25 protein-coding genes and 1 tRNA gene are annotated in these 23,487 nt (G+C 68.4%); 15 read left to right on the top strand and 11 right to left on the bottom strand.

Going from position 1 to position 23,487, the window contains the following annotated elements; translation table 11 throughout:
* Nucleotides 1–5: 5 nt before the first annotated feature.
* A complete protein-coding gene (locus D1610_RS14390) occupies nt 6–674 on the bottom strand; it encodes a protein-L-isoaspartate O-methyltransferase family protein (protein ID WP_118864896.1) in 669 nt (222 codons plus the stop codon).
* Between the two features lie 174 nt (nt 675–848).
* Here D1610_RS14390 and D1610_RS14395 point away from each other — a divergent pair.
* Both D1610_RS14395 and D1610_RS14400 read left to right on the top strand, forming a co-directional pair.
* Nucleotides 849–922: transfer RNA gene (locus tag D1610_RS14395), tRNA-Cys, on the top strand.
* A 122-nt stretch (nt 923–1,044) separates the two neighbouring features.
* A complete protein-coding gene (locus D1610_RS14400) occupies nt 1,045–1,584 on the top strand; it encodes a hemerythrin domain-containing protein (RefSeq protein WP_118864897.1) in 540 nt (179 codons plus the stop codon).
* 12 nt (nt 1,585–1,596) lie between these two features.
* Here D1610_RS14400 and D1610_RS14405 read toward each other — a convergent pair whose 3' ends face one another.
* Genes D1610_RS14405 through D1610_RS14415 form a run of 3 tightly spaced genes read right to left on the bottom strand, consistent with a single transcriptional unit; the run spans nt 1,597 to nt 5,353 of the window.
* Entirely contained in the window at nt 1,597–1,989 is a 393-nt protein-coding gene (locus D1610_RS14405; RefSeq protein ID WP_118864898.1) for a YdbL family probable chaperone protein, read from the bottom strand.
* Nucleotides 1,986–2,171 carry a YnbE family lipoprotein gene (locus tag D1610_RS14410; RefSeq protein WP_118865014.1) on the bottom strand — a complete coding sequence of 62 codons (186 nt, stop codon included), beginning with the start codon at nt 2,169–2,171 and terminating at the stop codon, nt 1,986–1,988. The genes D1610_RS14405 and D1610_RS14410 overlap by 4 nt, the downstream gene beginning before the upstream one ends.
* Nucleotides 2,172–2,218: 47 nt before the next feature.
* Complete coding sequence (locus D1610_RS14415; RefSeq protein WP_118864899.1) at nt 2,219–5,353, bottom strand: intermembrane phospholipid transport YdbH family protein; 3,135 nt, start codon at nt 5,351–5,353, stop codon at nt 2,219–2,221.
* Between the two features lie 130 nt (nt 5,354–5,483).
* On the opposite strand from D1610_RS14415, the gene radC reads away from it, so the two are divergent.
* A complete protein-coding gene (gene radC / locus D1610_RS14420) occupies nt 5,484–6,167 on the top strand; it encodes a RadC family protein (protein WP_118864900.1) in 684 nt (227 codons plus the stop codon).
* A gap of 210 nt (nt 6,168–6,377) precedes the next feature.
* Here radC and D1610_RS14425 read toward each other — a convergent pair whose 3' ends face one another.
* Nucleotides 6,378–6,836 (bottom strand): EF-hand domain-containing protein, encoded by a 459-nt coding sequence (locus tag D1610_RS14425; protein ID WP_118864901.1) that lies wholly within the window; start codon nt 6,834–6,836, stop codon nt 6,378–6,380.
* A 209-nt stretch (nt 6,837–7,045) separates the two neighbouring features.
* Between D1610_RS14425 and purB the strand changes: the two genes are divergently transcribed.
* Nucleotides 7,046–8,344, top strand: coding sequence for an adenylosuccinate lyase (gene purB / locus D1610_RS14430; protein WP_118864902.1), 1,299 nt, complete (start codon nt 7,046–7,048; stop codon nt 8,342–8,344).
* A gap of 410 nt (nt 8,345–8,754) precedes the next feature.
* Here the strand turns inward: purB and dnaJ are convergent, their stop codons facing one another.
* Both dnaJ and dnaK read right to left on the bottom strand, forming a co-directional pair.
* The gene (gene dnaJ / locus D1610_RS14435) at nt 8,755–9,861 is read right to left on the bottom strand and encodes a molecular chaperone DnaJ (protein WP_118864903.1); all 1,107 of its coding nucleotides are present in this window, start codon (nt 9,859–9,861) and stop codon (nt 8,755–8,757) included.
* 194 nt (nt 9,862–10,055) lie between these two features.
* Nucleotides 10,056–11,969 (bottom strand): molecular chaperone DnaK, encoded by a 1,914-nt coding sequence (gene dnaK / locus D1610_RS14440; RefSeq protein ID WP_118864904.1) that lies wholly within the window; start codon nt 11,967–11,969, stop codon nt 10,056–10,058.
* A 158-nt stretch (nt 11,970–12,127) separates the two neighbouring features.
* Here dnaK and D1610_RS14445 point away from each other — a divergent pair, with 158 nt between their 5' ends.
* Genes D1610_RS14445 through D1610_RS14460 form a run of 4 tightly spaced genes read left to right on the top strand, consistent with a single transcriptional unit; the run spans nt 12,128 to nt 14,075 of the window.
* Nucleotides 12,128–12,571 carry a copper chaperone PCu(A)C gene (locus D1610_RS14445; RefSeq protein ID WP_118864905.1) on the top strand — a complete coding sequence of 148 codons (444 nt, stop codon included), beginning with the start codon at nt 12,128–12,130 and terminating at the stop codon, nt 12,569–12,571.
* A complete protein-coding gene (locus D1610_RS14450; protein WP_118864906.1) occupies nt 12,568–13,041 on the top strand; it encodes a vgr related protein in 474 nt (157 codons plus the stop codon). The genes D1610_RS14445 and D1610_RS14450 overlap by 4 nt, the downstream gene beginning before the upstream one ends.
* A gap of 27 nt (nt 13,042–13,068) precedes the next feature.
* Nucleotides 13,069–13,584 carry a PH domain-containing protein gene (locus D1610_RS14455; protein WP_118864907.1) on the top strand — a complete coding sequence of 172 codons (516 nt, stop codon included), beginning with the start codon at nt 13,069–13,071 and terminating at the stop codon, nt 13,582–13,584.
* Between the two features lie 41 nt (nt 13,585–13,625).
* Nucleotides 13,626–14,075: a hypothetical protein gene (locus D1610_RS14460; protein ID WP_118864908.1), complete on the top strand. Its 450-nt coding sequence runs from the start codon at nt 13,626–13,628 to the stop codon at nt 14,073–14,075.
* 110 nt (nt 14,076–14,185) lie between these two features.
* Here D1610_RS14460 and grpE read toward each other — a convergent pair whose 3' ends face one another.
* Nucleotides 14,186–14,749 (bottom strand): nucleotide exchange factor GrpE, encoded by a 564-nt coding sequence (grpE, locus tag D1610_RS14465; protein ID WP_182466849.1) that lies wholly within the window; start codon nt 14,747–14,749, stop codon nt 14,186–14,188.
* On the bottom strand, nt 14,746–15,786 hold the full coding sequence (gene hrcA, locus D1610_RS14470) for a heat-inducible transcriptional repressor HrcA (protein ID WP_118864910.1): 1,041 nt from the start codon (nt 15,784–15,786) through the stop codon (nt 14,746–14,748). The genes grpE and hrcA overlap by 4 nt, the downstream gene beginning before the upstream one ends.
* Nucleotides 15,787–16,129: 343 nt before the next feature.
* On the opposite strand from hrcA, the gene rph reads away from it, so the two are divergent.
* Both rph and rdgB read left to right on the top strand, forming a co-directional pair.
* Entirely contained in the window at nt 16,130–16,834 is a 705-nt protein-coding gene (gene rph, locus D1610_RS14475; RefSeq protein ID WP_118864911.1) for a ribonuclease PH, read from the top strand.
* Complete coding sequence (gene rdgB / locus D1610_RS14480; RefSeq protein WP_118864912.1) at nt 16,831–17,460, top strand: RdgB/HAM1 family non-canonical purine NTP pyrophosphatase; 630 nt, start codon at nt 16,831–16,833, stop codon at nt 17,458–17,460. Before rph ends, rdgB begins: the two co-directional genes overlap by 4 nt.
* 149 nt (nt 17,461–17,609) lie before the next feature.
* On the opposite strand, the gene D1610_RS14485 is transcribed toward rdgB, so the two are convergent.
* Entirely contained in the window at nt 17,610–18,155 is a 546-nt protein-coding gene (locus D1610_RS14485; RefSeq protein ID WP_118864913.1) for a CAP domain-containing protein, read from the bottom strand.
* Nucleotides 18,156–18,175: 20 nt separating this feature from the next.
* Here D1610_RS14485 and hemW point away from each other — a divergent pair, with 20 nt between their 5' ends.
* Complete coding sequence (gene hemW / locus D1610_RS14490; RefSeq protein ID WP_118864914.1) at nt 18,176–19,336, top strand: radical SAM family heme chaperone HemW; 1,161 nt, start codon at nt 18,176–18,178, stop codon at nt 19,334–19,336.
* Nucleotides 19,337–19,434: 98 nt separating this feature from the next.
* Here the strand turns inward: hemW and D1610_RS14495 are convergent, their stop codons facing one another.
* Nucleotides 19,435–20,628, bottom strand: coding sequence for a penicillin-binding protein activator (locus tag D1610_RS14495; protein ID WP_118864915.1), 1,194 nt, complete (start codon nt 20,626–20,628; stop codon nt 19,435–19,437).
* Between the two features lie 13 nt (nt 20,629–20,641).
* Here D1610_RS14495 and rsmI point away from each other — a divergent pair, with 13 nt between their 5' ends.
* Genes rsmI through D1610_RS14515 form a run of 4 tightly spaced genes read left to right on the top strand, consistent with a single transcriptional unit; the run spans nt 20,642 to nt 23,443 of the window.
* On the top strand, nt 20,642–21,478 hold the full coding sequence (rsmI, locus tag D1610_RS14500) for a 16S rRNA (cytidine(1402)-2'-O)-methyltransferase (protein WP_118864916.1): 837 nt from the start codon (nt 20,642–20,644) through the stop codon (nt 21,476–21,478).
* Complete coding sequence (locus D1610_RS14505; protein ID WP_118864917.1) at nt 21,475–21,828, top strand: YraN family protein; 354 nt, start codon at nt 21,475–21,477, stop codon at nt 21,826–21,828. The genes rsmI and D1610_RS14505 overlap by 4 nt, the downstream gene beginning before the upstream one ends.
* A 53-nt stretch (nt 21,829–21,881) precedes the next feature.
* Nucleotides 21,882–22,841 (top strand): glutathione synthase, encoded by a 960-nt coding sequence (gene gshB / locus D1610_RS14510; protein ID WP_118864918.1) that lies wholly within the window; start codon nt 21,882–21,884, stop codon nt 22,839–22,841.
* Complete coding sequence (locus D1610_RS14515) at nt 22,838–23,443, top strand: DedA family protein (RefSeq protein ID WP_118864919.1); 606 nt, start codon at nt 22,838–22,840, stop codon at nt 23,441–23,443. The genes gshB and D1610_RS14515 overlap by 4 nt, the downstream gene beginning before the upstream one ends.
* Nucleotides 23,444–23,487: the final 44 nt, after the last annotated feature.

Below are 23,487 nucleotides of genomic sequence, written 5' to 3' on the forward strand. Positions count from 1 at the left end.
GTCTCTCAGAAACTGAAGCTCTTGGGACGTGCGAAGCCGGGCAGCGTTGCACAGTCCGCATCGGCGAAATCGATCAGGCCGAAGCCGGAAGAGGTCTTGCTGCCCACGGCAAGCCGCGTCACGCCGTGCTCGACGAGGCCGGTCGTCATACGGCCGCCGGGGGCGAGCTGCGCGACCAGCGCATCGGGCACCTGCTCCAGCGCCCCGTCGACGACGATCACGTCATAGGGCGCGCCGACGGCATGGCCTTCCGCAAGCGCACCTTCGACCAGCTCGACATTGCCGATGTTCGCCAGCGCGGCGCGGGCATGCGCCACGAGCGCGGCATCGCTCTCCACCGCGACCACCTTGGCCGCAAGCCGCGCGAGCACCGCTGCGGTATAGCCTCCCGCCGCGCCGATCAGCAGCACCTTGTCGGCGGGCGCCATGCGCGCCTCGGTCAGCAGCCGCCCCGTCGCCATCGGCGGGTTCTGCGTCCGCCCGCCGCCCAGCGCCACGCCGGTGTCGCGATAGGCGAGCGCGCGCGCTTCGGTCGGCACGAAATCCTCGCGCGGCACCCGCGACATCGCCTCGACGACGCGCGGATCGTTCACCGCATTCGTGCGCAGCTGGCTCGCGACCATCGCGTGGCGCATCGTCTCGAAGCTGGCGGAATCGATCGCGGGGCTGTTCATCCGGTCCTCGTGGCACAACTGTGTTATTGGCGCAATACACTATTGCTGCAGCGCCTTCTATCCGTTCGCCGCGCCGCCAACAAGGCGTTGCATTATGAAACTGAAATTATCTTCGCGGCACAGCCAGCTTGACACGGCCCCCGCCAGACCGCATCTGCCGCGCCTCACCTCCGGGGCCCGATGGCGGAGTGGTGACGCAGAGGACTGCAAATCCTTGCACCCGGGTTCGATTCCCGGTCGGGCCTCCAATCACGGAACTTGATATAGGTTAATATTGTTAATTATTTCAGGAACATAAGCGCTTCGCGCCCTGTTTAGGCTGGGATCGGTGTCTCGCCGGTCAGCCATGCTGAGCAGGAGTAGTTTTCCGATGTCCGTTCTCGACAAAGTCATCGCTGCCGTCACGCCGCCCGAAGGCGAAGAGGCCCGCGCAGATGCCCGCCAGCGAGCGCGCGCCACAGCACAACCCGGCGACTGGTTCTCGCTGATCCTCGACCATCATCTGAAGCTCGAAGATGCCTTCGCCGCCGTGAAGGCTGCCGGCGATCCCGCATCGCGCCGCGCCGCGCAAAAGCATCTCGGTGTCGTCCTCACCGGCCACGCCATCGCAGAGGAAGCGGTGATCTATCCCGCGATGGGCGAGACCGGTGAAAAGATGCATGCCGAACTGGGCTATAACGAGCAAGCCATGGTCAAGATGCAGATGGCGATGCTCGAGGCGCTCGATCCTATGAGCCAGGATTATCTCGACAAGCTCGAGCACATCCGTGGCGCGGTCGCGCACCACATGTACCAGGAGGAAGGCACTTGGTTCATCGACCTGAAGGAAAGCGCCCCGATGGCCGAGCAGGCGACGCTGACCGCGCGTTACAAGGAAGAATGGGACCGCTACGTCGGAAGTGACGCCTGATCGCGGGCAGCCTCAGGCGCAGTAATCGGGCAGCGGGATCGGGGTCGATCCGCTGCGCGTGCGCCATACGCCGTCGTTCAGCTTGTACGCCTGGCCTGCGCCGACGCGATTCTTGAGCGTGGTGCAGCCGACCGAGGCGGCGACGTCCTGCACCGTCACGCCCCGTTTGGCGGCGAGATCGGTATAGGCGGCGCGGCGCTTGATGTTGATCTGCTCCACCTCGGCGCGCAGCGCCGCGGAAGGCGAGCCGTTGAAGCCGAGATAGCCGTCGGCCTGCTCGCCGACCGCGCCCTTGGCGATCGCCGCCTGCACCGATGCCGATTGCGCATAGGCGACGCGCGACGCGCCCAATGCCGTGCCGGCGATGAGCGCGGCGGCGATGATCAGCTTGGTCCTGGTCTTCATTGCGGAAACAGCTCCGGATTGTTCTGGATGAGGTCCTGCGCATCCTGCTGAAGGCGCACCACCACTTCCTGGCGTACGTTCACGTTCAGGTTGATCTCGATGGGCTTTTCGGGCGCGGTGACCTGGACGCAGCCCGCCAGCGCCAATGCGGCGCCGATCAGCGGGAGGCCCAGTGTCTTCATGCCCGTCGGCTTCGCATCGCGACAGTCCGGCGTCAACATGGTTGGGATCATGGCAGCTCCTCGCTTTCCTGAGGCTGAACGTTCGGTTTTGGCGATGAAATGTCGGGCGAATCGATCTCGGGCAGCTGGCTGCGGATCAACTCGCTGGGATCGGTGAAGCTGCGCGCGGTGCTCAACAGCCCGCGGAACGGCGCCCGAATCGTGATGTTGAAGATGAACGGCAGGCCGATCAGCTCCTTGAAATAGCCCGCCTGCCCCTCGGTCGTGCCCTGGTTGACGCCGTTGAAGCGAATCTGCGTGACGATCTCGCCATCGATCGCGCCATCGAGATCGATCGTCAGGCGATCGTAGCGGATCGACTTGAGCGCATCGAAGGCGAGCTTGCCCCAGGTGCCGAGATCGGCGTTGGACACCTCGCCGACATAAGCCAGTGTGCCGCCGCCCGGCCGCACCGTCAGCCGGCCGTCGTCGATGCGTCCCCCGTTCGCGTCGAACACCATCGGCAGCTTGCCGTCGAAGATGCCGGTCGCAGCGACATTCTCGAACTCGAGCTGCTGGATGAAGCGCGCCGCGTCGAGCCCGTCGACGGTGAAGGTCAGCCGCCGCTCCGCCTGCTCGCCGAAATCGAGCACTGTCGGCTCCAGGATCAGTTCGCCGCCCGCGAAAGGCCAGCGTCCACCCTCGACCTGGACCTTCTGGTCGGCGAGCAGGCGGTAACGGATGACCCCGTCATTGACTGCGATCCCCGGATTGACCTCGGCGACCGTTGCGGTCTGACCGGGCGCCGAAACCAACCCGAGCAGGTCGGTGAAGCGGATCTCGGTCGTCAGCCCCTTCACCGGTCCGAAAGCGGCGGCGAGATCGGCGCCTGCGGTGCGGAACACGCCGGTGCTCGTCACGCCGCGCTGATCCCAGTCGATCCGGCCCTCGCCGGTCACGGTGCCGCGCACATTGGCGGCGACGCCCAGCGTCAGGCGCGTCAGCATCTCGGGCTGGAGGCCTTCATCGAAGGTGATGCCCGGCACCGCGAGCAGCGCGCGGCCCTCGCCCGCCGACAGGTCATGGCGGATATCGACATCGCCGACGCGCCGCGATGTCGTGGGCTCGGTTATGGTGCCGGTCGCGGTGATGACATTGTCGGCCAGCTTCAGCGCGACATCGGGCACGGTCATCGGTTGGAAACGCGGCGGCGTCTGCTCGTCGCTCACGCCCGTCGCGCCGGTCACGTCGAGCACGCCGTCCAGCAGCCGCCAGCGCCCCGCCGCGTCGGACAGGATCAGCGGCACGTTGGCGATCTGCCCGCCGCCGCCGCTGAACGCGCCCGATACCGCATCGCCCTCGATCCGGCCTTCGAGCCTGCCGAAGTCGAGCCGCGTCACCCGCCCCTCCGCGCCCAGCCGCGCGGCGAGGCCGTCGATCGCGAAGCCGCCCTGCGCCAGGCTGACGTCCGATCCGGCGGCCGCGAGCGTCACCGGCGTGCTGCCCAGCCGCCCGCTGAGGCGCGGCGCGGCGATGCGCGCGCCGCCGGTCACCCGCCCGTCCGCGATGCGTAACATGGCGCCCGATGCCGGGCACAGCCTGAGCGTCGCCGGATCGAGCACCAGCCCGGAGATCGCCAGTCGCTGGAACGCCATCGCCCCGCAATCGGGGTTGAGCGCCAGCGCGCCCGCGCCGTCCCAGGTTCCGGACAAGGGCAGCGTCAGCCCGTCGACCCGACCATCGCCGAGCGGCCCCGACAGCTCGATCCGCGTGGAGAAACGCGTGCCACCGCCCGGCGCCACGGTGAAATCGACCGGCCTGAGCGCCAGCCGCGCGCCTTCACCGGTGAGCGGCGACACCAGGGCGGTGCCGGTGATCGCCCCGCCCGGCCCCGCCTGCGCGATACGCACCGTCGCCGAAGGGAAGCCGCCGCCGCTCAGCGTCGCCAGCCCGTCAACCTCGGGACGGCCGCCCGGCCAGGCGAAGCGCAGCCCGTCCCCGTCGGAAAGCGTCAGACGCGCGCCCGATCCGCTTCGCGCGTCAAGCCCGGAGAGCGCCGCCCAGCCGCGTCCGTCATGCTGCTCGATGGCCAGCGCGGCGCGCGCGCGCACCTCGCCGCTCGCGCGTCGGGCCGCCTGCGCCAGTCGGTCGAGCAGCGGGCCGGCGGGGGTTCCGTCCGCCGCGCCGCGCGCACCATCCAGCGAGGCGATCATGGCCGGGGCGATCCGCGCGCGCCGCACCGCGACCGTGCCGTCGAACCGCCGCCCGGTCTGACCGAGCATATAGCCGCCCGCAGCCTCCAGCCCCTGCCCGCGATTGCCCGCGAGCAGGAAGTCGCGCACGGCGAGGCGCAGATTGCCGTCAGTGCGCGGCGTGCCGCCGTTGAAATCGATCTCGCCCGAAACCCCGCCCAGCCAATTCTCGCCGCTCGCCACTCGCGCGACCGCGATCTCCGCCTTGCCGCGCCAGCGGTCGAGGCTCTCCTCCAGCGCGAGATCGACGTCGATCGTGCCGTCCTGCGCACGAGCCTCACCGCAATCGGCCGCGTCGAAGCGCACCGGCCCGGCGATATGCGGCTGGCGCTCGACGACGCTGACCCGCACCCACGCAGTCGGGCTGGCGAGCGTACACCCTCCCGCCGCCAGCTGCTCGGACACCGCCGCCAGGCGGCCGGAGAAGCCGTCGGTGAGCGGCCCCGCGCCGTCCAGCTTGAGGCCGATCACGCCCGCCGGAGTCTCCAGCCGCATCCGCGCATCGGTGAAGCCGGCGGCGATGTCGGGCAGCGTGAAGGGCTTTCCCGAAGGCGGGGGGAGCAGCTTGTCGATCTCGCCGAGCGACAGCCGCCCGTCGACCAGCCGCCCGCGCACGCGCAGCCCCTCGGCATGGAAGCCGTGCAGCTCGGCCCCCGAAAAGCCGACCGAGATGTTGAGGTCGATCACCCGCGCGGTAAGATCGGGATTGAGCGGATCGCCGATCACAACATCGGTCAGCCGCTGGCGGTTGAACCCCAGATCGGCGATCTCGTAGCGCGCCTCCACCCCGCGCGCGGTGAGCTCGCGGTTGACATAGCCTTCGACGATCGGCTTGCGCTGAGTCCACACGCCCAGCAGCCCGACCGCCGCCACGCCTCCGGCGACGAGCGCGACACGCATCCGCCAGCGGCGCCGCGGCGGCGAATCGACCTCTGGGCCGGGATCATCCATGATGGCAGAAAGCTCTCGCCGGGAACGCGGTCATCGCAAGGCTTGCTAGCACGCCCCCATCCCCTTCGTCACGCACACAGGCGCGAAGCGGATTGCGACCGCCTGCGCAACGACTTAATCCCCCAGAAGCATGAGCGTTCCCGATCCAGAAACAGCCGGCCACCGCGCGCGCCTGCGCAAACGGCTGATCGAGAGCGGCGGCGATGCGCTGCTCGATCACGAGCTGCTCGAATTCCTGCTGACCCTCGCCATTCCACGGCGCGACACCAAGCCCATCGCCAAGGCGCTGCTGCGCGAGTTCGGCGGGCTGGCGGCGGTGTTCACCGCCGACGCCGAGGCGCTGTCACGCGTCGACGGGGTGGGCGAAGGCGCGGTGTCGGCGATCAAGATCGCGCAGGCCGCCGCGCTGCGCCTGCTGCGCGACCAGGCGAGCGAGCGGCCGGTGCTGGCGAGCTGGCAGGCGCTGCTCGACTATCTGCGCGCCGACATGGCGCACCATGCGATCGAGCGCGTCCGCGTGCTCCACCTCAACAGCCGCAACATGCTCATCCGCGACGAGCTGGTGAGCCAGGGCACCATCGACGAATCGGCGGTGCATGTTCGGGAGGTGATCCGCCGCGCGATCGATCTCGGCTCCGCTGCGATCATCCTCGTCCACAACCACCCGAGCGGCGATCCCGCCCCCAGCCGCGCCGATATCGAGCTCACCCGCCACATCATCGAAGCCGGCAGGCGCCTCGGCATCGCGGTGCACGATCACGTCATCATCGGCACCAAGGGTCATGCCAGCCTGCGCGCGATGGGATTGATCTGAGTCCACCTCGTCGCCCCTGCCCTTCGACTGCCTGCAAGGCAGGCGCTCAGGATAAACTTCAGCCTGCGGCTGAAGGCAGGGGCCGCTGAGCTTGTGGCGCTTCCGACGTCCCGTTTGCCGACTGCGGCCCCTGCCTTCGCAGGGGCGACGAATACGAAAACGGCCGCCGGATCGCTCCGGCGGCCGCATCGAGGCATGCATTGCCTTGGCTTAGGACGGCTGGCCAGCCGTCAGGAAGGTGGTCAGCTCACCCTCGGTCACCGCCTTGTCCTTGTCGGTGTCCGCACTGGCGAACGCACCCTCGATCCAGGTCTTCACTTCGGCACTTTCGGTGTCGACCGTCGGCTCGCTGGCCTTGCGCAGCGCGCCCATCCACGAAGCGAATTCGGTGTCGCTGAGCGAGCCGCTCGAATCCTTGTCATAGGTCGGGAACTCGGCCTTCACGACTTCGGCGACCTGCGCAGGGCCGGCTGCCGGGGCCTGCTCGGTCGGGGCGGACGCCGTCGTGTCGGGCGTCGCGGGCTGGGCCTGCGGCGCCTGCTGCATCGGATCGGTCTGCGGCGCGGTCTGCGTGGGCGCCTGCTGCTGCGGCGCCGGGGTCGTCATATCCTGGGCGATCGCCGGGGCGCCTATCGCGAGGGCGCTCGCAAGAAGGGCATATTTCAACATGATTTGCTCCTGACGTTGTGGTTGGGAATGCCGCTAGGGGGAAGCGCGCATTCCCGTGGGGATTGGTCACTTGAACAATCCCTAGATGGGCGGCATGGCTCCGCGCGGCCAGCCTTTGGGCGAATCCCCCGCCTCCCCGATGGCCCGATCCGTCCCGATTCCGTGGCGGTTGCGCGACGAACCGTTCATTGACGCGAAAGGCAGTCCCTATGGTCCCCCGTTATTCGCGGCCCGAAATGGCCAAAATCTGGGAACCCGAGACGCGATTCCGCATCTGGTTCGAGATCGAGGCGCACGCCACCGACGCGCTGGCCGAGCTGGGCGTGGTGCCCAAGGAAGCCGCCGCCGCGATCTGGGAGAAGGGCGCGTTCGAGGTCGAGCGAATCGACGAGATCGAGCGCGAGACCAAGCATGACGTCATCGCCTTCCTGACCAATGTCGCCGAACATGTGGGGCCCGAAGCGCGCTTCATGCACCAGGGCATGACCAGCTCGGACGTGCTCGACACCTGCCTGGCGGTGCAGCTGGCGCGCGCGAGCGACATTTTGATCGCCGATCTCGACGCGCTGCTGGAAGTGATCAAGCGCCGCGCGCTGGAGCACAAACTGACCCCGACGATCGGCCGCAGCCACGGCATCCACGCCGAGCCGGTCACCTTCGGCCTCAAGCTCGCCCAGGCTTATGCCGAATTCGCACGCAACCGGGAGAGGTTGATCGCGGCGCGCGCCGATGTCGCCACCTGCGCGATCTCCGGCGCGGTCGGCACCTTCGCCAATATCGATCCGCGCGTGGAAGCACATGTCGCCGAAAAGCTCGGCCTGGCTGTCGAGCCCGTCTCCACCCAGGTCATCCCGCGCGACCGCCACGCCATGTTCTTCGCGACCCTCGGCGTCATCGCCAGCTCGATCGAACGGCTAGCGACCGAGATCCGCCACCTCCAGCGCACCGAGGTGCTGGAGGCCGAGGAATATTTCTCGCCGGGCCAGAAGGGCTCGTCGGCGATGCCGCACAAGCGCAACCCGGTGCTGACCGAGAATCTCACCGGCCTCGCCCGTATGGTGCGCGGCTATGTCACCCCCGCGCTCGAGAATGTCGCGCTGTGGCACGAGCGCGACATCAGCCATTCGTCGGTCGAGCGCTATATCGGCCCCGACGCCACGATCACGCTCGATTTCGCGCTCGCGCGCCTCACCGGCGTGATCGACAAGCTCGTCGTCTATCCCGCCCGGATGGAGAAGAACCTCGACCGCATGGGCGGCCTGGTCCATTCGCAACGCGTGCTGCTGGCGCTGACGCAAGCCGGCGTCAGCCGCGAGGACGCCTACGCCCAAGTCCAGCGCAACGCGATGAAGGTGTGGGAGAGCGATGGCGCGCTGTCGCTGCTCGATCTGCTCAAGGCCGATACAGAGGTGACCGCCGCACTGTCGCCCGAGGAAATCGAGAGCCGTTTCGATCTCGATTATCACTTCAAGCACGTCGATACGATCTTCACGCGGGTGTTCGGCTAGCCTCGATTCACATAGACGCGATCACCCTCCCCGTTCGTCACCTCTCTCCCCGTTCGTGCTGAGCTTGTCGAAGCACCGTTCTGCCTTTTGCACGCCCAAGAAGGCCGCACTTCGACCAGATCGGTGCAAACAGGCTTGGACGGTTCAACCTGGTGGAAAAACAAGCCAGACGATTGCACTTTCTGCAATCGCGATTGATTGTAATAATATTGCGACGAAGCGCAACAAATCATAGGTGAGCCGAGCCGGAGCCAGTCCGGCGTCTCAAGGACCAGACCATGCGCACGCTTGAAAATGTCGTCACCAGCCTTCTTGCGCTGGCGGCACAGGCGCTGGTGGTCGGGGTGTTCGTCGCCCTTTGATCCATCGGCCGCCGCCCCTCGGCAGAGGGGCGGACAGGCCGGATGGGATCAGCCGATCACATCCTTCAGCTTGGCGAAGAAGCCCTTGGACTGGGGGCATTCCTCACCCGTCTCGGTCTCGCGGAACTGCTGGAGCAGCTCCTTTTGCCGGGCGGAGAGCCGGGTCGGCGTCTCGACGTCGATCTGGACGACCATGTCGCCGCGCCCGCGGCCCTGCAGCACCGGCATGCCCCCGCCGCGCTGGCGGATCTGCTTGCCCGACTGGATCCCCGCCGGGATACGGATCTCGTTGGGCTCGCCGTCCAGGCCCGGAATGGTGATCGTCCCGCCCAGCGCGGCGGTGGTGAAGCTGACCGGGCAGCGCGCGAGCAAGGTCGTTCCCTCGCGCTCGAAGATGCGGTGCCGCGCGACATGGAGGAAGATATAGAGGTCGCCCGGAGGCGCGCCTCGCGCCCCGCACTCGCCCTCGCCGGACAGGCGGATGCGCGTGCCTTCGTCGACGCCCGCCGGGATATTGACCGAAAGCGTCTTGGGCTTGTCCACCCGCCCCTCGCCGCGGCAGGCGGTGCACGGATCGGCGATCACCTGGCCCGCGCCGTGGCAGGACGGGCAGGTGCGCTCGACGACGAAGAAGCCCTGCTGCGCACGCACCTTGCCGTGGCCGCCGCAGGTCGGGCATTGCCTGGCGGCGGTGCCCGGCTTGGCGCCGGTGCCGGCGCACGGCTCGCAGGCGGCGGAGACCTCGATGGTCACCTCGGTCTGCTTGCCGTGAAACGCCTCTTCCAGCGTGATTTCCAGATCATAACGCAGATCCGCACCGCGCCGCGCGGCGGCGCGCCCGCCGGCCCGGCCGCCCATGAACTCGCCGAACACGCTTTCGAAGATGTCGGAAAAGCCGCCGAAATCCTGCGCGCCGTGCCCGCCGCCATTCTTGAACGCGGCGTGGCCGAACCGGTCATAGGCGGCGCGCTTCTGCGGGTCCTTCAGGCATTCATAGGCTTCGCTGACCGCCTTGAACTTCGCTTCGTGATCCTTGCAGCCGCCATTCTTGTCGGGATGGTACTTCATCGCGAGCTTGCGATAGGCCGACTTGATCGTCCCGGCATCCGCGCCGCGATCGCATTCGAGCAATTCGTAATAATCGACTTCGGTCATTAAAAAGCCCTCTCCCCTTCAGGGGAGCTTTGGGTCGGCCATGCTCCCAGCATGGCCTCAACAGCGCGGGGCGCTGTTGACCCCAAGCTGGTTGGGAGAGGGGCAGTATCAAATGCAATCATTTGAAACATCGCCACCTTACTCCCCCTCTCCCCGACCCTCTCCCCTGAAGGGGAAAGGGAGGAGACACGTCCTTACGCCTTGTTGTTCTCGTCAACTTCCGAGAATTCGGCGTCGACCACATTGTCGTCCTTGGCCGCTTCGGCCTCGGGCGCGTCGGGCTGCGGAGAGGCCTGCGCGGCCTGCTCCTTCTCGTAGATCGCCTGGCCCAGCTTCATCGCGACCTGCCCGAGCGCGGTGGTCTTTTCCTTCATCGCCTCGGCGTCGCCGCCTTCGACAGCGGTCTTGGCCTCGGCGACCGCCGCCTCGATCTCGGACTTGAGGCTCGCATCGACCTTGTCGCCATGCTCGGCGAGCTGACGCTCGGTCGAATGGATCAGGCTCTCGGCGTTGTTCTTCGCCTCGGCCCCTTCGCGGCGCTTCTTGTCCTCCTCGGCGAACTTCTCCGCGTCCTGCACCATCTGCTCGATATCGGCGTCCGAAAGACCGCCCGACGCCTGGATGCGGATCTGCTGCTCCTTGCCGGTGCCCTTGTCGCGCGCGCTGACGTTGACGATGCCGTTGGCGTCGATGTCGAACGTCACCTCGATCTGCGGCACGCCGCGCGGCGCCGGCGGGATGCCGACCAGATCGAACTGGCCGAGAATCTTGTTGTCCGCCGCCATCTCGCGCTCGCCCTGGAAGACGCGGATGGTCACCGCATTCTGGTTGTCGTCCGCGGTCGAATAGGTCTGCGACTTCTTGGTCGGGATCGTCGTGTTGCGGTCGATCATGCGGGTGAACACGCCGCCCAGCGTCTCGATGCCCAGCGACAGCGGGGTCACGTCGAGCAGCAGCACGTCCTTCACTTCGCCCTGCAGCACGCCCGCCTGGATCGCCGCGCCCATCGCGACGACCTCGTCGGGGTTGACGCCGACATGCGGCTCCTTGCCGAAGAACGCCTTCACCGCGTCGCGCACCTTGGGCATGCGGGTCATGCCGCCGACCAGCACCACCTCGGCGATGTCGGACGCCTTCAGCCCGGCATCGGCGAGCGCCTTCTTGACCGGCTCGATCGAGCGCTGGATCAGCGGTTCGACCAGCTTTTCCAGGTCGGTGCGGCTGATCGACTTGACCAGATGCTTCGGGCCGTTCTGATCGGCGGTGATGAAGGGCAGGTTGACCTCGGTCGACTGCGCCGAGGACAGCTCGATCTTCGCCTTCTCGGCGGCTTCCTTGAGCCGCTGGAGGGCGAGCTTGTCCTTGGTCAGGTCGATGCCCTCGTCCTTCTTGAACCCTTCGGCGAGATATTCGACCAGCTTGGCGTCGAAATCCTCGCCGCCCAGGAAGGTGTCGCCGTTGGTCGCCTTCACCTCGAACACGCCGTCGCCGATCTCGAGGATCGAGATGTCGAAGGTGCCGCCGCCGAGATCGTAGACCGCGATGGTCTTGCCGTCCTGCTTCTCCAGGCCGTAGGCGAGCGCGGCCGCGGTCGGCTCGTTGATGATGCGCAGCACTTCGAGACCCGCGATCTGGCCGGCGTCCTTGGTCGCCTGGCGCTGCGCGTCGTTGAAGTACGCCGGCACGGTGATCACCGCCTGGGTCACCGTCTCGCCGAGATACGCCTCGGCGGTCTCCTTCATCTTCTGGAGGGTGAAGGCCGAAATCTGGCTCGGCGAATAATCCTTCCCGCCCGCCTGCACCCAGGCGTCGCCGTTCGGTCCCTTGACGATGTGGTACGGGACCAGCTCAGTATCCTTCTTGGTGATCGGATCGTCGAACCGGCGGCCGATCAGCCGCTTCACCGCGAAGATCGTGTTGTCGCCGTTGGTGACCGCCTGGCGCTTGGCCGGCTGGCCGACCAGCCGCTCGCCGTCCTTGGCGAAGGCGACGATCGACGGCGTCGTGCGCGCGCCCTCGGCGTTCTCGATCACCTTGGGCTTGCCGCCTTCCATCACCGCGACGCAGCTGTTGGTGGTCCCCAGATCGATCCCGATAACTTTAGCCATGAATGTCCTCTTTCACCCCAAGAATAGATGTGCCCGGCCGCGGCCCGACAGGGTGGCCGCCGCCAGCTTTACCGGGGCGATATAGGGACCGTTTCGGTTGCCGCAAGTCGCCGCCGCCGCTACGAAAGCAGCGAGATTTCCTTGAGGATCGTACCGAAATGAAACCCGTTTCCCTCCTCGCCCCGTTCGCCCTGCTGGCGCTCGCCGGATGCGGGCAGGAGCCGCAGCTGCGCGTCAGCGACGGATGGGTGCGGCTGGCGGCCGCCCCCGGCCGCCCGGCGGCGGCCTATTTCACCGTGCATGGCGGCCCCGCGCCCGCGCGCCTGATCAGCGTCGATTCGAGCGTCGTGGTCCGCGCCGAGATGCACGAGACGACGAAGCAGGACGGCGCGATGCGCATGCGGCCGATCGAGAGCGTCGAGATTCCGGCGGAAGGCGAGGTTTCGTTCGCCCCCGGCGGCAAGCATGTGATGTTCTTCAACGTCAATCCCGGCATCAAGCCCGGCAGCGCGGTGCCGATGATCTTCACCTTCGCCGACGGCATGCGCATCCAGTACAGCGCCCGCGCCTTGGCCGCCGGCGATCCCCCGCCGGAGACGTGAGCCGCGGCCGCCCCCTCACTCCCGCCGAAACCGCGCTCGCCGCATCGGTCTTCGGCGACGCGATCGACTATGCGCGGGTGCGCATCCACAACCTAAAATGGGCGTTCTTCCAGCCGCGGCATGTGACGATGGCGCCCATGGGCGACATCCATTTCCACCCCAAGGGCGGCCTCTATTGCGACGATTTCTGCGCCGCGCCGCTCTCCGCGCAGGGGCTGTTCATCCATGAGATGACGCATGTCTGGCAGGCGCAGACGCGCGGACGCTGGTGGCTGCCGCTGATGCGCCACCCCTTCTGCCGCTACGATTACGCGCTGAGGCCCGGCCTGCCCTTCGAACGCTACGGCATCGAGCAGCAGGCCGAGATCGTCCGCCACGCCTTCCTGACCGCACGGGGCGCGTCGGTCCCCGGCGCGCCCGATGCCGGCGCCTATCGCGCGCTGCTTCCGTTTCGCCCCGCCCCGGCGTAGCATCCGCGCACGAAGGGGGGCTCAACCATGTCACAGACGCTCGATCGTTTCCGCTCGTCCACCTGGGGCTGGCTGCGCGGCACATTCGCCGGCTGGGGAACGCTGGCGCTGTTCGTCGCCGGCCCGGTCGGGATGGTGCTGGCGGGCGGCGGCGTGATCGCCGTGCCGTCAGCCGCGCCGCTCGTTCTCAGTCTTGCAGCGCTGGTGATCGTCCTGGTGAAATGGATAGCCAACCTCTCCACCACCTATGAGGTGACCGAGGACCGCCTCGTCCTCCACCGCGGCATCATCATGAAGTCGATCGACGAGATCGAGCTCTACCGCATCAAGGACGTGCGGATCGATTTCTCGCTGCTCAACCAGACCGCCGACATCGGCACCATCGGCATCACCTCGTCCGACGAAACGACCCGCGCCGGCCCGCTCGTCCTGCGCGACATCCACCGCGCCCGCGCCCGCCGCGAACGCCTGCGCGACCTCGTCAACGCCGCCCGCAAGAACCGCGGCGTGCGGGAGATCGACATGGTGCATGAGGATATTTGACGATTTACCCGGCTTTCATGCGGAGCCGGTAAGCGGAAGGCATGAACGCCGTCACGCCTATCGCGCCGAAACAGTCAAAGGGTGACAGTTGTGAAGCCGCACATCTTTTTCGCAGCAAGCTGATCGACCTATTTGCGGTCGTGGAAGTGTGGGCGAACGACACGCTCGAACGCGCTAACTCTAAGCCGCAACACCTGCTGGGGCAGAAGCTCGACACGATTCGCAAGCTGGCGATCAGCGAAACGGGCAATTTACCGAATGCCAAGACGGTTCTGCCCCTGCTCGATTCAATTTTGCCGTTTGCTGAACTGCGCAGCGCGCTCTGCCATAGCCAGATCAAGCGCATGAGTGGAACATGGGTCTGTTTCCGCCCGTCCGCCGCGCCGGGCGTCCTGAGATGGCGCCCCGTGCTGCTCGATAACCCGTCCATGGAGCAGATACTTCGCGATCTCGCGGAACTGGTCAGAGCCCTTCGAGACACTCGCCCCTGATCCGTCATGCCGGACTTGTTCCGGCATCCATCTCTCCACCGGCGCGGATCAGGTTTGTGGCACGATGCACCCCGGAACAAGTCCGGGGTGACGGCGGGATTGGGCCCGAACTACCCCGCCTTCGCCACGCCCACCAGCGCCGGGCGCAGCAGGCGGTCCTTGATCATGTACCCCGCCTGGATTTCCTGCACGACCGTGCCGGGCGCGGCGTCGGCGCTCGGCACCTCCATCATCGCCTGGTGCTTGTGCGGGTCGAGCGTCTGGCCGATCGCCTCGATCCGGCTGATGCCGTTGCGGCCGAACACCGCGTCGAGCTCGCGCGCGGTCGCCTCCAGCCCGGCGACCAGCCCCTTGAAGCGTTCGTCGACGCGCAGATCATCGGGGATCGCCGCCAGCGCGCGCGAGACATTGTCGGCCACCGACAGCACGTCGCGGGCGAACCCGGTCGCCGCGTAATCGCGCGCGTTCCTGGCCTCCTGCTCGGCCCGCCTGCGGACATTCTGCGTCTCCGCCTGGGCGTAGAGGATCTGCTGCTTCGCATCGGCCAGCTGCTCTTCCAGCTCGGCCAGCCGGTCATGCTCCTGAAGCTCGGGCGCGCCTGCCGCGGTTTCTTCGCGCAGGTCGGCTTCCGGGGCCTCGGGGGTCTCGTTCTCGGTCATAAAATCCTGTCTCATGTCATGAGCCGCGCAAGCGCCTGCGCGGTGAAGTCAACCATGGGCACGACGCGGGCATAGTTCAACCGGGTCGGGCCGATCACCCCCACCACGCCGACGACGCGACCGTCAAGCCCGCGCATCGGCGCCGCGATCACCGACGATCCCGAAAGCGCGAACAGCTTGTTCTCGGAACCGATGAACACCCGTGTCGAGGCGCCCTCGCGCGCCGAATCGAGCAGGCGCGCGATCTCCTCCTTGCCCTCCAGCTCGTCGAGCAGCTGGCGCACGCGGTCGAGATCGGCCATCGCCCCGTCGATCAGATTGGCCTGGCCGCGCACGATCAGCACCGGCCGCGCGCGCGAATCTTCCGACCATACCGCCAGGCCGTGCTCGATCAGCCCGCGCGCCGCCGCGTCGATCGCCGCGCGCCCCGCCGCCATGTCGCGGTCGATCCGCGCCTGCGCCTCGGCGAGCGTCAGGCCGGACAGCGTCGCGGTCATGTAATTGGCCGCCTCGCCCAGCGCCCCGGCGCTCACGCCCGGCGGCAGGTCGATCACGCGGTTCTCGACTGATCCGTCCATGCCGACCAGCACGGCGAGCGCCTGAGCGGAGGACAGCGGCACGAAGCTGAACTGGCGCAGCACCAGCTCGCGCCGCGGCACCATCACGAGGCCCGCACAGGCGGACAGGCCGGAAAGCGCGGCGGTGGTCGCCGCCAGCGCATCCTCGATCGGTCCGCCCTCGGCGGCACGGCGCTCGATCTCGGCGCGTTCCGCGATGCTGGGTTCCGCCGCCTGCATCATCCCGTCCACGAACAACCGCAGCCCGCTGTCGGTCGGCATCCGCCCGGCGGAAGTATGCGGCGCGGCCAGCAGCCCGAGTTCCTCCAGATCCTGCATCACGCCCCGGATCGATGCGGGCGACAGATTCAGCGCGGAGAATTTGGAGATGGTGCGCGATCCGACCGGCGCGCCGGTTTCCAGATAGCCCTCCACCACCATCCGGAAAACGTCGCGCGCCCGCGATGTCAGTTCGCCAATGGGGGGAGTCGTCATGCGGGTGATGTAGGCGGCTGGCGTGCGGCACTCAATGGAACTAGGGTGTGTACTCATGCCCTGCAATGGTCGTGATCGCCCGGAGAGGCCCGCTGGCAAGGAGCGCGGCGCAGACGCGTAGCTGGTGCTACGCGCAAGCAAGCGACGCGGCCAGCGGGCCTCTCCGGGCGACCGCTTCGCGGCGGGCGGCTTTTGGCGCACAGCGGCGTCGCGCGTCGGTCACGATGCTTCAGCATCGCTCCCTCCTTGCTCCTAGCCATGCGCCAAAATCCGCTCCGTCACGACCGTTGCAGGGCATGAGTACACACCCTAGAGCAGCGGCAAACCAAACCCAGGAGTCCCCATGCGCCCCAGCGGCCGTGCGCCCGATCAGATGCGCGCCATCACCATCGAACCGCGCTACACCCGCCACGCCGAAGGATCGTGCCTGATCGGCTTCGGCGACACCAAGGTGCTCGTCACCGCCTCGGTCGAGGAGCGCGTGCCGCCCTGGCTGCGCGGCAAGGGCCAGGGCTGGGTGACGGCCGAATACGGCATGCTCCCCCGCGCCACGCACACGCGCGGCAACCGTGAGGCGGCGAAGGGCAAGCAATCGGGCCGCACCCAGGAAATCCAGCGGCTTATCGGCCGTTCCTTGCGCGCGGTGACGGATTTGAAGCTGCTCGGGGAACGCCAGATCACGCTCGATTGCGACGTCATCCAGGCCGATGGCGGCACCCGCACCGCCGCGATCTCGGGCGCGTGGGTCGCGCTGCGCATGGCGATCGACGGCCTCGCGCTGGAGGCCGATCCGATCGTCCAGCAGGTCGCCGCGGTCTCGTGCGGCATCCATCAGGGCACGCCGGTGCTCGACCTCGATTATGAAGAGGATTCGGCTGCCGAGACCGACGCCAATTTCGTCATCCTGGGCGACAACCGCATGGCCGAGGTGCAGGCGACCGCGGAGGGCGCCTGCTTCGAGGAGGAGGAGCTGCTGCGCCTGCTCCGCCTCGCGCGGATCGGCTGCAACGCGATCTTCGCCGAGCAGCTGAAGGCGGTCGGCCGATGAGCGGGGAAGGCCCCGAGCCGCAGGCGATCCGCAAGCTCGCCCCCGGCAGGCTGGTCATCGCCAGCCACAACCCCGGCAAGGTTCGCGAGATCCGCGATCTGCTCGGCCCCTACGGCATCGACCCCGTCTCGGCCGCCGATCTCGATCTGCCCGAGCCCGAGGAGACCGGCACGACCTTCGTCGCCAATGCCGAGTTGAAGGCGCGCGCCGCCGCAGACCTGTCCGGCCTCCCCGCACTCGCCGACGACAGCGGCTTGTGCGTCGAGGCGCTGGGCGGCGAGCCCGGCATCTTCTCCGCGCGCTGGGCGGGCGAAGCGAAGGATTTCGGCCTCGCCATGCGGCTGGTCCACGAACATCTCGCCGCCAGGGGGCCGGAAACGCCGCGCGACGCGCATTTCGTCTGCGCATTGGCGCTCGCCTGGCCCGACGGGCATGTCGAATGGTTCGAGGGCCGCGTCGACGGCACGCTGGTCTGGCCGCCGCGCGGCGAGAACGGCTTCGGCTACGACGCGATGTTCATGGGCGTCGGCATGGACCAGACCTTCGGCGAGATCGCGCCCGAGGTCAAGCACGCCATCAGCCATCGCGCGGATGCGTTCCGGCAGCTGGTGGCGGCGGTGTTCTGATGTTCCGTCGCCCCTGCGAAGGCAGGGGCCTCAGGCGGCATAGGCGATGTCGGATGTGCCACAAACCCAGAGGCCCCCGCCTTCAGCCGCAGGCTGAAGTTTATCCTGAGCGCCTGCCTTGCAGCCAGTCGAAGGGCAGGTGCGACGGCTCAGTTCAGCGGGTCCTCGCCCTCGACATTCCCGGCGGGATAATAGCGGCAGACCAGGTAATCGTCGGCCGCATCGCTGGCGACGCCGCACCCGACCTCGCGCGTGTCCTTCCACACGATCTGGGTGTAGTGGCCGACGTCGGAGAGATCGCCGGTCGCGCTCATATTGGGCGCGTCGCGGCGGAAATTGGCCTTCTCGCTCACCCAGTGCGCGACCATCTCGTCGAAACCGTACGCCTCGCGCGTGCCCATCCACAGATTCTCGCCCTGCGGATCGTCGCCGTCGTCCTCGCTATGCTCGAACGCGCCCGCGGCGGCGAGCTCGGCGGCATAGGCGCGCGCGGCCTCGGCCAGCGCGGGGTTCCAGCGCAGCGGCGGCAGGCCGTGTTCGGCGCGCGCGCGGTTGTGCTGGTCGAGCATCGCCCGGGTGAATATGTGCGACCCGCGGGCTGCGGTGCGGGTGTAGCTTTCCTCGGCGAAGACGACCGGCCGCGATTCGGCCTCCGCCGCCAGCGCCGTCATCATCAGGATCGCCGCACCCAACATTGCGCTAGGATGCGGCGGGCATGTTGACGAAGCCTTCGCCGACACCGCTAACGGCGGATTCACCAGATGATGCGCTGGCGCTCTATATCCACTGGCCCTTCTGCGTCTCCAAATGCCCCTATTGCGACTTCAACAGCCATGTCCGCGAGGGCGTGGATCAGGATCGCTGGCGCGCCGGGTTGCTGGCCGACATGGCGCACGAGGCGGGGATGCTGCCGGGGCGCAGGCTGACGTCGATCTTCTTCGGCGGCGGCACGCCTTCGCTGATGCCGCCGGAAACCGTCGCCGCGCTGATCGAGGCGGCCGGGCGGCACTGGCGCATGGCCGACGATGTCGAAATCACGCTGGAGGCGAACCCCTCCTCGGTCGAGGCTGCGCGCTTCGCCGGTCTCGCCGCCGCCGGCGTCAATCGCATATCGCTCGGCCTGCAGGCGCTCGATGACGAGACGCTGCGCTTCCTGGGCCGCGCGCATGACGTGGACGAGGGCCTGTCCGCCCTCGACACCGCGCAGGCGAGCTTCGCCCGCGTCAGCTTCGACCTGATCTACGCGCGCCCCGGCCAGTCCGAAGCCGATTGGGACGCGGAGCTCGCCCGCGCCTTGTCCTTCGGCACCGAACATCTCTCGCTCTACCAGCTGACCATCGAACCGGGCACGCGCTTCGAGACCCTGGTGCGCACCGGCGCGCTCGTCCCGGCCGACCCGGACCATGCCGCGACGCTCTATGAGATCACCCGCGACCGCACCCGGGCGGCGGGCGTTCCGGCCTATGAGATATCCAACCATGCCCGCCCCGGTGCGGAAAGCCGCCACAACCTGACCTACTGGCGCTATGGCGCCTATGCCGGGATCGGCCCCGGCGCGCACGGACGGCGCGGCGGCATGGCGACCCAGCGCCACCGCAAGCCGGAAAATTGGCTGTCGGCCATCGACCGCAACCGCCACGGCATGGTCGAGGAGCTGGCGCTGACCGACGCCGAACGCGCGCGCGAGGCGATATTGATGGGCCTGCGCCTCGCCGAAGGCTTGCGACTGACGCCCCCATTGGAGGCTCATCTCGACCGGCGCGCGATCGCAAAGCTGGCCGATCAGGGGCTGATCGCAACCATGCCCGGCCGCCTGACCGTCACGCCCGCGGGAATGCTCCTGCTCGACGCGATTCTGGCGGAGATCGTCCAATGACCTCGCCCCTGCGAAGGCAGGGGCCGCTGGGTTTGTGGCACATCCGGCGTCGTGCTTGCCGACTGCGGCCCCTGCCTGCGCAGGGGCGACGCAGATGGCTAGTTCCCGAAGCTCCTCGGCGCGGGCGAGACGGTCACGATGCTGCCGCCGCGGACCTCCTGCACCTCCAGCGCGCGTTCGGCCACGCCGTCGCGGCCGAAGCGGAACGGGCCGTCGATTCCCGAAAACCCGTCCTGCCCCGTCAGCCGGCCGGCCGGGAAGTTCGATCCCACCCGCCAATCGCGCGCGATGCGGACCGTCAGCAGCACCGAATCATAGCCCAGGCTCGACAGCCGATAGGGCGCGCTGCCGAAGCGGGCGCGATATTTGCTGGCATATTGCCGGTACAAATTGTTGGGAACGCTGGCGAACCACGCGCCGTTCAGCGCGGCGTTGCCGGCCAGGCCGGTATCGGTGTTCCAGAGTTCGGTCCCCAGGATGCGCGCGGTGCGGCTTTGGCCCTTGCGCAGCATCGGCGCGGCGCGTGCGGCGGTCGAGCTCGCATCGGCGATCAGCACCGCCTGATAGGGCGAGCCCGCCGCCAGCCGCGTGATCGCGCCCGACAGCGATGCGGCGCGCGCGTCGTAGCTCTGCAGCGACACCACCTGCCCGCCCTGGTCCTCGACCGCGCGCAGGAAGGAGGTCGAGGCGCGCTGACCGTAAAGGCCGCCCGGCATCAGCCCGGCGAAATCGCTCACCCCCTGGCTGCGCGCATAGGCGACCACCCGCTCGATCGACTCGGCCGGGGTGTAGCCCATCACGAACACGCCTTCGCCGGCGACCGACACGTCGTTGGAAAAGGATATGACCGGCACGTCCGCGCGCCGGGCGATCGGCGCGGCGGCGCGGACGTCCTCGGCGAGCAGCGGCCCCAGGATCAGGCGGTTGCCGTCGGCGATGGCGCGCTGCGCGGCGGCCGCCGCTCCGGTCGCGGTGTCGTAGGTGGTGATGCGCACCCGCTCGCTCTTGGTGTCGAGCAGCGCGAGCGTCGTCGCATTGGCCAGGCTCTGGCCGACGCGGGCGTTGGCGCCGGTCATCGGCACCAGCAGCGCGACGCGGTGGCGCTCGTCGTCCTGCGGCAATGCCGGGATCGGCGCTGGCGTGGTGGTCGGCGGCGGGGTGACCGGCCGATCGACGGGAGCGCGCCCGCGCGGCACCACCGTCTCGCAGGCGGCGAGCAGCAGCGCCCCCGCGATTCCCGCAAGCCGCTTCCAACCGCCGCCCGATTGCCGGACCTGTACCGCCTCTGCCATGACACCCCTTGATATGAACGCTGAACTGGAACCCGGTCTCTATATCGTCGCCACCCCGATCGGCAATCTCGGCGACCTGACGGTGCGTGCGCGCGACGTGTTGAGCCGCGCCGACGTGATCGCCGTAGAGGACAGCCGCGTCACCGCCAGGCTGCTTCAGCATATCGGCGTCAAGCGCCCGATGACGCCCTATCACGATCACAATGCGGAGAGCGTCCGCCCCGGCCTCGTCGCAAGGATGGGGGGCGAGGCGGTGGCGCTGGTGTCCGACGCCGGCACGCCGCTGATCTCCGATCCCGGCTACAAGCTGGTGCGCGACGCGCGCGCCGCCGGGCACGCTGTCGTGACCATCCCCGGCCCCTGCGCGGCGGTCGCGGCGCTGACCCTCGCCGGGCTGCCGACCGATCGCTTCCTGTTCGTCGGCTTCCTGCCCGCCAAGGCGCAGGCGCGCGCCGCCGCGATCGCCGAGGTGGCGGGCATCCGCGCCACGCTGGTGCTCTACGAATCGGGCCCGCGCCTCGCCGCCACCCTCGCCGCGCTGGCCGAGGGCCTGGGCGACCGCGAGGCGGCGGTCGCGCGCGAGATCACCAAGCGGTTCGAGGAGTGCGTCACCGATCCGCTCTCGATACTCGCCACGCGCTATGCCGACGCCCCGCCCAAGGGAGAGATCGTCATCGTCGTCTCCCCGCCCGGCGAGCCCGAGGCCGCCAGCGAGGACGCCGCCGACGCCGCGCTCGCCGAGGCGCTCACCCGCCTGCCGCCCGGCCAGGCGGCGAGCGAGGTGGCGAAGGCGCTCGGCATCGATCGCAAGGCGCTCTACGCCCGCGCGCTGGCGCTGCGCGGCGGATGAGGGACCGCGCCCGCGCCGAATCGGCCGGCCGGCGGGCGGAGACGCTGGCCGCCTGGTGGCTCCGCCTGCGCGGCTGGCGCGTCCTCGCCCGACGCGCGCGGGTGGCCGGCGGCGAGGTCGACCTGGTCGCGCGCCGCGGCCGCACGCTCGCCTTTGTCGAGGTGAAGGCGCGCGCGACCGCCGGGGAACTCGATTTCGCGATCGACCGCCAGCGCCTCCGCCGCGTCGCCATCGCCGCCGAACGGCTCGCCCCGCGCTACGCCCGGCCGGACGACGATATCCGCATCGACGTCCTCCTCGTCGCCCCCCTCCGCCTGCCGCGCCATCTGACCAATGTCTGGCACGGGTGACATGCCCGCCCCATCTCTTTAGGGACGCCCCCGAACCTTCTCCCGGAGCACGCATGCCCCTCACGGTCGCCGTCCAGATGGACCCGATGGAATCGATCCGCATCAAGGGCGATTCGACCTTCGCGCTGATGCTCTCCGCCCAGGCGCGCGGCCACCGGCTGTTCCACTACCAGGCCGGGGACCTGAGCTGGTCGAACGACCGGCTGTGGACGCAGGCGCACCCGGTCACCGTCCAGCGCGTCGAGGGCGATCATTTCCGCTTCGGCGATCCGGTCCGGCTCGATCTCGGCGAGGAGGCCGATGTCGTGCTGATGCGCCAGGATCCGCCCTTCGACCTCGGCTACATCACCGCCACCCATCTGCTCGAACGGATCGCGGAGCGGACGCTGGTGGTCAACGATCCCGCATCGGTGCGCAACGCGCCCGAGAAGGTGTGGGTGCTCGATTTCGCGCGCTTCATGCCGCCGACCTTGGTCACCCGCAGCCTCGCCGACGCGCGCGCCTTCCTGGCCGAGCATGGCGAGATCGTCGTCAAGCCGCTGCACGGCAATGGCGGCAAGGCGATCTTCAAGGTCGGCCGCGACGGCGCCAACCTCGCCTCGCTGATCGAGGTATTCAACACCGCCTATCGCGAGCCGCACATGGTGCAGGCGTTCCTCCCCACGGTGGCCGAGGGCGACAAGCGCATCGTGCTGGTCGACGGCGAGATCGCCGGCGCGATCAACCGGATACCGGGCGAAGGCGAGATCCGATCCAACCTTGCCGTGGGCGGCTCGGCCGCCAAGACGGAGCTGACTCCGCGCGAGCTGGAAATCTGCGCCGCGCTCGCGCCCGAGCTCAAGCGGCGGGGGCTGCTGTTCGTCGGCATCGACGTGATCGGCGGCGAGTGGCTGACCGAGATCAACGTCACCTCGCCCACCGGCATCGTCGCGATCGACGCCTTCAACGGCACCGACACCGCCGGCATGATCTGGGACGCGATCGAGCGCAAGCATGAGGGAAGCCGCCGATGAGCGACTGGATCATCCGCCTGATCGAGCAGTCGGGCTATCTCGGCGTCGCCTTCCTGATGTTCCTCGAAACGGTGTTTCCGCCGATCCCGTCGGAGGTCATCATGCCGATCGCCGGGCTCAATGCCTCGCGTGGGCAGATGACCCTGTGGGGCGTCATCCTCAGCGGCACCGCGGGGGCGATGCTCGGCAACTGCTTCTGGTATTTCGCCGCGCGGATCATCGGCGTCGACCGCTTCCTGCCGCTGATCGACAAATGGGGCCGCTGGCTCACCATCGACCGGCGCGAGATCGAGAAGGGCGAGCGGCTGTTCGCGCGCTACGGCGCCGCCTTCGTCTTCTTCGGCCGCCTGCTGCCGACGATCCGATCGCTGATCTCGATCCCCGCCGGCCTGCTCAAGCTGCGCCTGTCGACCTTCGTCCTCTGGTCGACCATCGGCACCGCCGGCTGGACCGCGCTGCTCGCGACCGCGGGCTATCAGCTCGGCCAGCAGTTCGACGAGGTCGAGGCGGTGATCGGCCCGGTTTCGACCGCGGTGATCGTGCTCATCGTCGTCGGCTATATCTGGCGGCTGATCACCTGGCGTCCGGCCAAACAGGGCTGACACACACCAACGCCCTCCTGTCCCTGTCCGTGCTGACCTATTCG

Source organism: Sphingomonas gilva (genome assembly GCF_003515075.1).
In the GTDB taxonomy this organism is placed as follows: domain Bacteria; phylum Pseudomonadota; class Alphaproteobacteria; order Sphingomonadales; family Sphingomonadaceae; genus Sphingomonas; species Sphingomonas gilva.